The 13,078-nt window shown below is 53.2% G+C and carries 7 protein-coding genes; 6 read left to right on the top strand and 1 reads right to left on the bottom strand.

Annotated features, from left to right (window positions below; translation table 11 throughout):
• The first annotated feature begins 85 nt into the window (after positions 1-85).
• From ABE504_RS29260 to ABE504_RS29235, 6 genes are all read left to right on the top strand, one after another.
• Positions 86-2,302: an FAD-dependent oxidoreductase gene (locus tag ABE504_RS29260; RefSeq protein WP_430095694.1), complete on the top strand. Its 2,217-nt coding sequence runs from the start codon at positions 86-88 to the stop codon at positions 2,300-2,302.
• 17 nt (positions 2,303-2,319) lie between these two features.
• Entirely contained in the window at positions 2,320-3,537 is a 1,218-nt protein-coding gene (locus ABE504_RS29255) for a GDSL-type esterase/lipase family protein (protein WP_430095692.1), read from the top strand.
• Between the two features lie 217 nt (positions 3,538-3,754).
• Positions 3,755-8,935, top strand: a complete 5,181-nt coding sequence (locus ABE504_RS29250; RefSeq protein WP_430095689.1) for a hypothetical protein — start codon at positions 3,755-3,757, stop codon at positions 8,933-8,935.
• A gap of 154 nt (positions 8,936-9,089) precedes the next feature.
• Positions 9,090-9,794 carry a response regulator transcription factor gene (locus ABE504_RS29245; protein ID WP_430095686.1) on the top strand — a complete coding sequence of 235 codons (705 nt, stop codon included), beginning with the start codon at positions 9,090-9,092 and terminating at the stop codon, positions 9,792-9,794.
• Positions 9,788-11,185, top strand: a complete 1,398-nt coding sequence (locus ABE504_RS29240) for a sensor histidine kinase (RefSeq protein WP_430095684.1) — start codon at positions 9,788-9,790, stop codon at positions 11,183-11,185. Before ABE504_RS29245 ends, ABE504_RS29240 begins: the two co-directional genes overlap by 7 nt.
• Positions 11,182-12,330, top strand: a complete 1,149-nt coding sequence (locus ABE504_RS29235) for a glycerate kinase (protein WP_430095681.1) — start codon at positions 11,182-11,184, stop codon at positions 12,328-12,330. Before ABE504_RS29240 ends, ABE504_RS29235 begins: the two co-directional genes overlap by 4 nt.
• Here the strand turns inward: ABE504_RS29235 and ABE504_RS29230 are convergent.
• Positions 12,325-13,077: a CPBP family intramembrane glutamic endopeptidase gene (locus ABE504_RS29230; protein ID WP_430095678.1), complete on the bottom strand. Its 753-nt coding sequence runs from the start codon at positions 13,075-13,077 to the stop codon at positions 12,325-12,327. The two genes, ABE504_RS29235 and ABE504_RS29230, sit on opposite strands and share 6 nt — an antisense overlap.
• Between the last annotated feature and the right edge of the window lies 1 nt (position 13,078).

Genomic DNA, 13,078 nt, shown 5'->3' with positions numbered 1-13,078 from the left:
TATGAGTTTTTCGCGAAATCCTGTAAAAAAACGGGGATTAAAAGAACTACCATGATAGATGTATCTTATCATGGAGGTTAACCAAATGGAGCTTATTAAAGCGGATGTAACCGTCGTAGGCGGAGGTATTGCTGGGCTATGTGCTGCCATTGCGGCTGCTCGTCAAGGGCTGCAAGTGTCACTTATTAATGATCGGCCGGTTCTAGGGGGGAATGCCAGCAGCGAGGTGAGAGTGCATATCAACGGGTCGGCCTATCTCGGAAAAAGTCCATCCTATTATGCACGTGAGGGCGGATTGGTGGAAGAGCTCAAGTTGAAGATTTTCCACTATAATCCGTTATATAACAAAAAACTTATGCTTTCGCTTTCGGATACGGTCTTGTTGGATATGGTCTATGCTGAGCCTAACATTTCCCTATTTCTAAATACATGCGTGCATGAAACAGGTATGGAGAACGGCAGAATCCAATGGGTGGAGGGGCTTCAATTGGCTTCCGAAAGGAAATTCCGCTTTGAAAGCCGAACCTACATCGATTGTTCCGGAGACGGGGTCGTCGGATATCAGGCAGGTGCACTCTACCGATGGGGAAGAGAGGCGAAACATGAATATGGGGAAGATTTGGCCCCAGAAGTGGCGGACCACTACACCATGGGTGACACGATTCTTTTCCAAGCCCGTGATGTCGAGTATCACGTTCCGTACAAGAGGCCTGGCTTTGCGTATGATATTACGAAGCTGCCCTTTTTTGACAGTATCAGAAAAGGCTTGAACCATCGGTCTTTTCCTAGAAAAATCAACGGGCTCGGCGGATTGTGGTGGTTGGAATACGGCGGGCATCTGGATGTAATCACAAAGAATGAAGACATCGCCTTGGAGCTGCGGAAATTGGTGTACGGGATTTGGGATTATATTAAAAATAGCGGCGAATTTGATGATGTGGACAATCTTATACTGGATTATGTATGCCCGATTCCGGGGAAACGCGAGTCGAGGCGGTTTGTGGGGAATCACATGTTGTCCCAGAACGACCTCACCACAAAGCCGCACTTCGAAGATGCCGTAGCTGTCGGGGGATGGTACATGGATTTACATGCTGCTAAAGGCATCTATGATGAGGGTCCGGCTACAGCATGGAATTTCGTACCTGGCTTGTATAATATTCCGTTCCGCAGTTTATTTTCCCGGAATATTCCGAATCTCATGTTCGCTGGCCGCAATATAAGCGCTACTCATGTCGCTTTCGGATCCACCAGGGTGATGGCAACCTGCGGTTGTATGGGGCAGGCGGTTGGAACGGCTGCTTCGTTATGCTCGAAATATGAGGTAGACCCGGCAGCCATTGTCGAGGCTCATATGGGGGAGCTGCAGGCGCTGCTGCTTCGAGACGGACAAACGATTGTAGGCCTTCAAGAAAAGTTAGATCCTTACTTCGCCGACGGATTACAGATTCGTGCCTCGTCCCAGCGCAGCTATGACAATCTTCATCCCACTGAAGCGATTCCCGTGGAGCAAGGGTTATGTTTGGTCCTTCCGATCGAGACGTCCGTGGCGGAAAGTGTGCGGATTAAAATAAAGAATAGTTCCGGGCATTCCGAAACGCTGCATGTGAAGCTGTTTGGCGGGGAACGGAAGGAAAACTATATGCCCACCAGCCAGATGAAAGACTACAGCTTGGCCATTGCCGCCGATCATGACGACTGGATTACGCTGGATTTGGGCTTAGAGAAACCGGTAGACGATAAAATTTACATCGTGCTGGAAGGAACGGCGAGTCTTGCCGTATACGGCAATGAAGAGAAGCTTACAGGAGTGGTCAGCTTCCATTATAGGCCAGAGGAGCCGTCCAGGCTGAAGAAATTCAACAAAAGCATTTGCTTTAGGGACCTACAGCCAGCCCAGCATATGTATAGTCCCGAGAATGTCGTCAATGGCTACTCCCGACCGTATGGGCTGCCGAACGGCTGGATTTCGGAGCGTACGGAGGGTCAGGAATGGTTGGAATTCTGTTTTGCAAGCCCTAAAAATGTAGACGAAATCCATCTTGTTTTCAATTCACAGCTGGATCTGGAGCATTTCGACGATCCGATTGACTCCCTCATCCAAGATTATGATGTGACCTTAACCCTTGAAGACGGAACCGAGAGGGAAATCAATATCCGTGGAAACTATCTCACGTTGAATAAACACAAGGTGGATGCGAGATGTGTAACCCGAATCCGGTTTCATTTCTGCGCAACATACGGTGCGCCGCATCATGAAGTGTTTGCTGTGAAATTGTATGCGCCTATAAATAATCAGTGAGGTCAGGTGAAGTCGCGATGCAGGAACTATTCCCACGAAGAGGATTACCTAATATCATTCAGAAGTTGGAAAATGGGGAAACCGTGACCATCGTCTATTTTGGCGGCAGTAATACGCGTTCTGCAGGCTATAGGGTCATGACGGCGGAATGGCTGCGTGAGCAATATCCCGAGGCGGATATCCGCTCAGTGAATGCAGGTATTGACGGAACTGGATCGGATTTGGGCTGTGCCCGCTTGGAGACGGATGTGCTTCGTCATCAGCCTGATCTCGTGTTTGTTGAGTTCGTTGGCAATGATGGCGGCGCGCCCGAGTCGAAGGCGCGGATCGAAGGCATTGTCCGTCAAATTCGTAAGCGGAGCCGATTTATAGATATTCTGTTCGTGTATACGCTGAAGGAGCGAGATGTCGCAGGTTTTCAGTCTGGGGAGTACCAGAAGGGGGCTCTTATGCAGGAGGAAGTGGCCGACTATTACGGTATTCCTTCGATTCATCTTGGGGTGGCGGTCAGTCAATTGGTGTCGGAAGGGAAGCTTATATTTACCTCAGGGGGGTCAGGGGCAGACCAGTCCATTCCGGGAGCCGTTGTTTTTACGCATGATTCCATCCATCCCATAATTCCCGAGGGGCACCAGATTTACACGGATACGATCACCCGGTCGTTGGAGCGCATTCGTGAACAGCAAGTTGGTTCGGGAAGTGTGGAACATAACTTGCCGCAGAACCCTTTGGTCCCGTCCAATCCTTGGGAGTACGCCGCTATGCTGCCACTGGATGGGCATGCCGATTTATCGGCAGGATGGTCCTACATGACCGCCGATGATTTCACTTTGGCCCGCGAGTATAGTTGGTTGTTCCCTGGCTTGTGGCGGGCAATTGATCCCGGAGAGACGATTACGGTGCAGTTCGAAGGCACGCATATCGGGCTGTTCGATATCGGAGGGCCGGATTCCGGCAGATTGAAGGTGACGGTGGATGGCGGGGAACCTTTCCTTGTCGACCGATTCACCACATATAACGACCATAATCGGAATCAGTATGTTTACTTGCCGGAGCTACCGAATGGGAAACATACGGTTCGTTTCGAAATCGATCACGAGCAGACAGACAAAGCGGCCGTGTTTGAGGCATGCGGCAATGAACGAAGTAGGGAGCATGTTCGGCAGCATCCCGATTGGTACGATCAAACGGTGATCCAGCTTGGGAAGTTGTTGCTGGTGCAACCGTCACAGTAAGTGTCCTCTTGGAAGACCTGTCTCGTAACTGGCTGCGATTGAGCAATCAGTGACGAGACAGGCTTTTTTTACTTAAAATCTTATAAAAAATTCTAGAAATCAAAGAAATTTCGCGGTTAGGTGAGGTGCTATGATAAACAAGGCGGAGGGGGATTAGCCAGATGAATAGGGCTAGTTGCTTTTTTGCGATCATGCCAGCAAAGGAGGATATGATGTTTTGAAAGCGCAAACAATCTATGAAGAGGATGTGAGTGATAGGATGAAAAGGAAGCTGATCTTACTTATTTTGATGATGACGATGATCGTTCCTTTAAGCTTTCTTGGAATAAGAACCGTTGAGGCGGATTCCTTACTGTATAAGACAATTATCATCGATGATGGCAGCCTCACAATCGATGGTGTTGTGACCCCTGATGCAGATAATGCAAATAACGGATACGCGGCTCCGAACTGGACTACAAGTACAGGGGTAAAGGGGTACGATAATTCCAACTCTATGTATACAAGTACAGTTGGCAGAACCATGTCATGGAATCCGCGATTGGAAGCAGGAACGGCGAGAATATCGTTCTACAAGCTTGATTGGGCGGATAAAGCAGATAGCAATGTGAAAATTGAAATCGTTCATAATGGTATCACGGATGTTCAATTCATCGATCTAAGACCATCGTTCGGGGCGCCTGTGGGATGGGTTGATTTGGGCGAGTACTATTTTTCCGGGATAGGTGAAGAATACGTTAAATTGACCCGGTCTACCGCCAGCACCAGTTCGATTCTTACGCGTGCGGATGCAGTCAAGTTCGAAGGAAACATTCAGCAGAAAGAGCCTCATAAGACGATCATTATTGATAATGGAAGCATCACGACGGATGGTGTCGTCACCATTGATGTGGATAACAAGAATAACGGATATGCGGCTCCTTATTGGAGTACAAGTACGGGGGTGAAGGGGTACAATAATTCCAGTTCCAGCTATACGGATGCTGTGGGAAGAACCATCACCTGGAATCCGCGATTGGAAGCGGGAACGGCGAAAATATCGTTCTACAAGCTTGATTGGGCGGATAAAGCAGATAGTAATGTGAAGATCGAAATTGTTCACAATGGGATTACGGATGTCATGTTTATGGATCTAAGGCCCTCATCAGGCCCATCCGTCGGTTGGGTTGATTTAGGTTCTTATTATTTTAGTGGAAATGATACCGAATTCGTCAGGCTGACTCGCATGCAGCCTACGACGGGAACGATCATTACGCGGGCAGATAGCGTCAAGTTCGAAGGGAATATTCGGCAGCAAGCGCCACCTTTGCCTCCGCTGCGCAGCCGCACATTAGCGAATCTCAGTTATACCGAGAAAGGCAGCATTGCAAACGCAAGCTATAAGGCAACTTTCTATGAAGCAGCTTGGGATGGAGGCAAAACCATCGTCCGTGATCTGTTCTACAAGGACACAGGTACAGGAAACTGGGTGCCCGTCAATAATGTGGCGGAACGACTTGAAGAGCAATGGGTTTTATTGGATGGAAACGCAGGGAGTCGGACCAATTACTACGATACGATGAACAAACGGTGGATTACATTTGACGGGATTCATTTCCCAGACAGCCATACGGCCGTATTAACCGATTCTTTGCATGGAAGCGATTACGATTTACAGGTGAAATGGTCCATGGCAGGAGACAAACCTGATGTTTCCTTCGACTTTACGCCTCGCAGGGGCGGCAACTATGTGATGGGCTATCAATCTTTCACAACAGAGTTAACCTCTGGCATCAATGAAGTATTAAACGGCTTCAGGTCGCATGCGAAAATGGTAGGTTCGGTGGAATCAACTAGCTTGAGGGAGCTAAGCGCTCCGATGAGTCTAGTTGAAAAGAATGACGGTGCGGGGAATGCTTTGTCGTACGGCGTATTCGTACCATCGGATGAACTCCCGGTCGAATTTGAACCGACGGGAGGCGTCTCCCAGCAGCGGCTGGGTATGAGCCTTGTTAACAACGAAGGCAGCGTGCAGCCGATCCTTTATGCGCCGCAGCTAGGGACGTATTCGCAGATGACCGCGGAAAGCACGTATCAGTTCCATATGGGGCTAATCGCTCAAAGCAGCAGTCTGTATGAGGCCTACGAGGATATTCTCCGCAGTGAATACGGATATTCGGCTTACCGGGAAAATGTCGGCGAGCAGTCCCTGACAGATGCGATGTTCAATATGATCGATCTGCTCAAGATCGAACCGCAGGGGGATGATTCTGTGAATTATGTTCCGTCGCCCAGCGGGTGGTGGAACCGGGCCAAAGGCTTCATTGATATCGAAAACGAGGATAGCGTTCGGACAACATCCAGTGCGGCGCTTCTGGGGGCTTACTATTTGACTGGGGACGACCAGCTTTACGATACGAGGGCGCTGCCGTCCATTCAATACGGGGTATCACGAAATGGTATCGGTTGGTCGCCAACACAGAAGCCGGTATACGGCGTGCCATCGTTATGGAAAATGGCAACCTTGCCATTCGATGTTTCCAGTGTAGCCGCTGTCAATCAAATGCTGGGCACTTCGGCTGGCATTGGGGCGCTGGGACAGGAAGAGTACCTGATGCGCGATCCTGATCAGAAAGACCGGGGACCTGTCATCCAGCCCCTGATGATGTATCGGATGACGGGGGAAGCGCAGTATTTACAGGCTGCCAAGGATGCAGCCGACAGCTATATCGCTCAAAATATCGATACGCCTGCATCCGTGGATGTGAGTAAAAATGAGTTTATTTATTATTACGGCAAGCTGTGGATGGAGATCTTGGAGCTTTACGAAGAAACGAAGGATCCCAAATATTTGAATGCCGCGTACAAAGAAGCCAAACGATACGCCACCATGTTCGTTGCTCGTCCGGTTCCTGAAGGCACCGTTACGATTCCGCAGCCGGAGACGTATAATTACGCGGAATCGTTCCATTGGCCGGAAAGTGGTAAATACGCATATCCAAGGAGCAAGCTTCCTGAAGATGTAGCCGGGGGTGTACAAGCGGACAGTTGGCTTGTGTCACCCAACGGATTGACGTTTGAAGCGGGAAGTACGACCGGCTATTATCGGATGAATGCGCAGGAGGCGCCATTCATGCTGAGATTATCGCTCTATACAGGCGATAAACTGCTGCAGGATATCGCCCATAATGCAGTCATCGGACGCTATTCGAGCTATCCGGGTTATTATTATAAGGGCTTCGCCGTTAGTCAACTCGAGCCGGATTTCCCTCTGGAGGGTCCAAGCGGAGCGACATCCATCTATTATCACCATATGCCGGCGCAGCTCGGGCAAACGATGGATTATTTGATAACCGAACAATCGCTCAAATCGAATGGAAGTATTACCTTTCCTTCCGTGTTCGAAACGAATTTCCTGTGGTTCAAATATCACCTCTATGGGAATAAGCCAGGTCAATTCTACGGCAATTCGAACGTGTGGCTCTGGATGCCCAAAGGAATCATTCAGACGAACGATCCGCAATTGAATTGGATAACGGGAGAAAGCGGAAATAAGTTCTACATCAGTTTAAGTAACGAATCGACAGCTGAAGTCCAGACGCCGATCGCATTGAATGCACAAATGATCGGGTTCAACCCAGCACACAATTATAACGTAACGATCATCCGCGATAATGGGACACCACAGCAAGCGATAATGAGCGGCGGAATCATTCAAGCCACCGTGTCAGGCAAGGGAATAACAGCAATCATTGTGGAGGGACTGGACATTGATGTGCCGTTACATCAGGTTCGAACAGCCGATACCTCGGATGCAAGCTATTTCTTTGATGTGCACAGCCCAATCGATGCGGTGAAAGGCATGCTCCTCGTTAAGCCCGACGAAACATCCTACGATGCTTACGTAGAGGCCAAAACGACGAAACCAGCGACGATCCATTACTCTTTGGATGGCGGGGCCACGTACACGACTGTTCCGGATACGATCTATCCGATGGAATGGTCGATACGGGTAAACGATTTATCCCAAACCTTCACTTATTACGTGGAAACGGACGGCAAACAGACCCGCGCGCGGACGCTATACCTGCCTGATCAGGTAGCGGTAACGCCGGTCCAACCGGAATGGCAGGAGGGACCATCCATTGTTGTAGATAATACAGAGGCGGAGACGGAAGGCATTTGGATACGAGATACAACGGCTGATGATTATTACTACGATAACTACGTATATGCCAAATCGACTACCGGTACAGCCACAAGTACACTAAAATGGCGACCAGAGCTGCCGGAAAGTGTCACGTATAGCGTGTATTACAAGCTGCCGCAAATTACAGCCTCAAGCGAAAACTGGGCAACCAATGCCTCCTTTACCGTTTATTATAGCGGGGGCTCCGAGACGGTGACCGTTGATGAGTCGGCGGCCAATGGGACGTGGGTGTTCCTGGGAGCCTATCCTTTTGCGGCAGGGGATAGCGGATATGTGGAATTAACCAATAAGGCCAACAAGTCACGGGTAGTTGCCGATGCCATGATGTGGGTGGATCCTAATAAGGCGCACCACTTGGAGTCGGTGGCGATCCTGTCGGATCGGGATGAACTGCAGATGACCCAAGCTGCCCAACTGAACGTAGCTGGCCATTTGGATAACGGTCTGATCGCCGACCTGACACAGGCAAACGTGCAGTATGTTGTGGATAGAACGGATCTAGCTCATGTAGATAGCAACGGTGTACTAACCCTTCAAAGTCTTGATGGGGTTACGGATCATATCGCGGTGTGGGCCACAGTAACGATGGACGGTGCGACGTTAACAACACCGCCTTTGACCATCGCGATCAAGGATCTGACGGTTATCGTCGACAGTACGAATACGACCGGGTTATATACGACGGAAGGGTCTTGGAGCCAAAGTAATTTAGCCGGCTATAAAATTGGCGTGAAGTCTCGCTACTCTACCGTGCAAGGATCGTCGGCGACATGGAAGGCTCAGTTTCCAGAGGGGAGATATACGGTCTCTGTCTACAAGATCGTCCATACGACGGCAAATGATAATCATGTCAAAGTGGAAGTGAAGCATCAGTCGGTTACCGAGGTCACGTATATCGATGCGACTGTCGGCTCGTCGGGTTGGGTGAACCTGGGCACGTTCGATTTTACAGGAGACGGCACCGAGTATGTTCGTTTAACCAGAGAGACTCCGACTACGGTAGATCCACCAACCCTTCCGGCGGATATGATTTATACGAGGGCGGATGCCGTCAAGTTCGAACGGCAATCCGCCAGCTCAAATTTACTCACGAACAAGGGGCCAGTGAAACCTTTCGTATCAAACTGGAATGGAGCGGCATTCTATCCCATATCCATTACCGGCAAGACAGTCACCGACGCGTTAAACACATGGTTTACACAGAAATAGAGGTTTAGAGCGTAAGTCCGATACAGTCATTGTTCCAAGCCATCAACCGCTTGCTTATTAGCAGGTGGAGGATGGCTCTTTTTTCGGAGTAAGTAATTATTCCTTCACACTTTTCCGGTATAATAAAGAAAACCTGTAAAGGGAGCGTGCACGGGTGGCAACGATTCTGGTCGCAGATGACGATATCAATATTTGCAAAATCACGAAGCTGTACCTCGAAAAAAACGGCTACGAGGTCGTGACGGCGTACGACGGCGAGCAGGCGCTTCGCCAGTTCGAGGAGATCCAGCCGGATTTCATCGTGCTGGACCTTATGATGCCGAAGCGCGACGGCTGGGCCGTGTGCCAAAGCATTCGGGCACGCAGCGACGTGCCGATCCTCATGCTGACGGCGCGCGGGCAGGTGGACGAACGGGTCGAGGGGCTGCGGATGGGCGCCGACGATTACGTCGTCAAGCCGTTCGACCCGAACGAGCTGGTGGCGCGCGTGGCGACGATTATGCGCCGATCGTCGAAGCGAGCGGCTCCGGAAGCGGCGCCGCATATCTACGAAAGTGGGAGCTTACGCTTGGACAGCCTCTCCCACGAGGTCAGCGTGGAGGGCCAGCCGGTGCAGCTTCCGAAGAAGGAGTATGAGCTGCTGCTCTTTTTTATGCGCAACCCGAACCAAGTATTTACGCGTGAAGATCTCATCACGAAAATCTGGGGGTGGGACTTCGAGGGTGAGGATCGCGTCGTCGACCTGTACATCAAGCGGCTGCGCCAGAAGCTCACCGCCCTTACCGCACGCGGCAACGACTGGAGCATCCGCACCGTCTGGGGCGTCGGCTACAAGTTTGAGGGGCCAGGATCATGCTGAATTCCTTTTACCGCAAGATGCTGTTTATCTACATTGCGATTACGCTGGTGTCGATTATGGCGATTTCGGGCACGATTTCGTATACGATGAAGCAGAAAACGTACGATCGCAGTGAAAAGCTGCTGCTGGAAAAGGTGGAGCAGGTGGAAGAGCTGACGGCGGACTACTTCAATAATGAGACGCCGATCAAGGATTTCCGCAAGCAGATTCAGGCGTTGGAAAAGTCGTCGAACGTACGCGTGGCAGTGATGAAAAATCCTCGGGCCAACCAGGAACGCGGTGTGACGATTGGCGAGCAGCCCGTGCGGCAGGCGTGGTTGGAAAAAGTGCTGTCCGGCAATCCGGTGACGACGCGAGGCATTTTTGCACAGAACAGTTCGGTCAAAATGCTGATCGTCGGCCGTCCTGTCCAGCAGGACAACCGGGTGGTGGGGGCGATCTTTCTGTACACGCCCCTCGTGAACATTCAGGGCACGATTAAGGAGATCAATCGCGCAATATTCGTCTCGGCGCTGGTCGTGGCGCTGCTCGCCGTGGCGGGACTCTACTTCGCTTCGCGGCATTTTGTGAAGCCGATCCTGCATATGAGCCGAACGGCGGAGGCGCTCGCCACGGGCGATTTCGGCGATCGTGTACCCGTGCGCGGCAAGGACGAGATTGCTTCCTTAGCCGGTTCGCTCAACCGCATGGCAGGCAAACTGCAAAAAGTCGAGGAGGGCCGCAAGCAGTTCCTCTCGGAAATTTCCCACGAGCTGCGGACGCCGCTCACCACAATAAGGGCCTCCCTGCAGGGGATCACCGACGGCGTCGTCGATCCGCAGGATGCGAAGGAGTATATCGAAGTCTCCCTCCAGGAGACATTACGCCTCAGTCGGCTCGTCGAGGATCTGTTGGAGCTGTCATCGTTTGAAGAGAAGAAGGTGAAGCTGAACCTCGCCGATGTCGACATTCCGGAGCTGGCCGGGCTCGTGGTCACGCAGCTCACAATGAAGGCAAAAGCGAAGGGTATCGAGCTGCATGCCGCCAGCGACGGCACGTACATGGCGAGGGCCGATCGCGATCGGCTAAGGCAGGTGTTGATCAATCTGCTGGATAACGCGATTAATCATATCCCGGAAGGATCTCAGGCGGGCATCCGCATTCGTGTCCTGCGGCAGGAGCGCTGGATCGAAGTATGGGACAACGGGCCCGGCATTCCGCAAGAGAAGCTGCCGCATCTATTTGACCGCTTTTATAAAGCGGATGAGAGCCGGAACCGCACGGGGGCGGGGCTTGGGCTGACAATCTGCAAGCATATTGTCGACGCGCACGGCGGCGCGATTCAGGTGGAGTCGGGGCTGCAGGCGGGGACGATTTTCAAAATCTTTTTGCCAAAGGGGATGGGAGCATGAAGTTTGTTGTAGCGCCAGATTCATACAAAGGGAGTTTGACGGCGGCTCAGGTAGGTGAGGTAATCGAGCGGGCGATCCGGGAGGAGCTGCCCGAGGCGGAAGTCGTCGTCGTGCCGATGGCCGACGGTGGGGAAGGCACGGTCGAGGCGGTGGTCGCCGTCTGCCGGGGCGAGCTGGTGCCGGTCACCGTGACCGGCCCGCTGGGCGAGCCCGTCGATGCGTGCTACGGCGTCATCGATCAGCAAGGCGAGCGGACGGCCGTGCTGGAGGCCGCGAATCTGTTCGGCCTGCCGATGGTGCCGGCCGATCGGCGCAACCCCCTGCACACGACGTCGGCAGGGCTTGGCGAAGCCATGCTTCATGCGCTGGATGGCGGCATCCGGCGCATGGTGATCGGCCTCGGCGGGAGCGCGACGAACGACGGCGGCCTCGGCCTGCTGCGCGCGCTCGGCGCGCAGTTCACGGGCCCGCAGGGCGAGCCCGTCGGCGGCTTCGGCCGCGACCTGGCGCAGGTGGCGGCCGCCAATTTCAGCGGCCTCGACCCGCGCCTCGCCGCGTGCGCCATCACCGTGGCCAGCGACGTGACGAACCCCCTCTGCGGGGCAGAGGGGGCGTCCAGCGTCTATGGCCCGCAGAAGGGCGCCACGCCGGAGCAGGTGGCGCTGCTCGACGGCGCGCTGGCGCGCTACGCCGCCTTCGTCGAGGTGGCGCTCGGCACAGCAGCGGCGCACCGCGATGCGCCCGGCGCCGGGGCAGCCGGCGGGCTCGGCTTCGCGCTGCTCGCGCTCGGGGCGAGCGTGCGCTCCGGCGCGGAGGTCGTCGCCGAGCTGACCGGGCTTCAAGCGCACATCCGTCAAGCCGATTGGGTGTTGACGGGGGAAGGCCGCACCGATGGGCAGACGCTGTTCGGGAAGCTGCCTTTCCGCGTCGCCAGCTGGGCGAAGGAAGCGGGCGCGAAAGCGGTTCTGCTCTCAGGCAGCCTTGGCGACGACAGCGGGCGGCTGTACGAGGTGTTCGACGCCATTTTCGCCATCGTACAGCGTCCGGCCACGTTGGAGGCTTGCATCGCGGAGGCGGAGCCGAATTTATACAGCTGCGCGCGCAGCGTCGCCAGACTTATTCGAGCAGCGTCCCCGTCCTTATAATACAAGGCTTACTAGCACAACAGCTGTGATCGCATGCGTCAGCGCATGGGCGAGCATGGCGGCTGGTAGGCCTTTTTTGATATACAGCCAGCCAAAAAGCAGACCGAGCACACCGTTCATCAGGAAGCAGCGAATGACGATTGTTGCCGAAAGCTCGCCGAAAAGCGCATAAGAAGCCGGCAGATGCCCTGCAGCGAACAGGAGCGCAGCACCGATGTTAGCACAGATGTAAATCCAGGGAGCGACGGGGGTGCGGCGCCGTCCGCCGCCGGTCAGCTTCCACAGGATGAAGGCGAGCAGCGAGAGCATGAACAGCCGCAACATGACCTCCTCGATGATGCCGCCGTATACGACACCGGCTAACACTTGCAGTAAGCTGTAGTGCGCTTTCGTATAGCTGTCAGCAACTTGAGGAATTTTGGGCGCGAAGAAAGCATAGTCGAACAGGAAAAAGAGCATCCCCACCACGCCAGTGAACACCGCGGGCAGGATGGTGGATGTGTTCCAGTTGATACGCCGCAGCAGAGTGAGTTTGCTGGCCAGAACGTAGCCGAAATAACCGAGCAGTCCCGTGTACAGCACGGCCGTTTGCAGGGCGGTCACCAGCACATAGGCTGATTTTGACAGATGGGCTTGGGCGGCGATCTCGTCGGTGAACGTTGTGAGTCCGACAAGTATTCCCCCGAGCAGGCCGACTGGCAGCATCGCCAGAGCGAATCGTAACGCATGGGAATTGATCCATCGCATG

The organism is Paenibacillus oryzisoli, from assembly GCF_050467285.1.
Taxonomy (GTDB): Bacteria; Bacillota; Bacilli; order Paenibacillales; family NBRC-103111; genus Paenibacillus_E; species Paenibacillus_E oryzisoli_A.
Note: the sequence above shows the minus strand (reverse complement) of the source record. Positions and strands in the feature narration are given on the sequence as shown.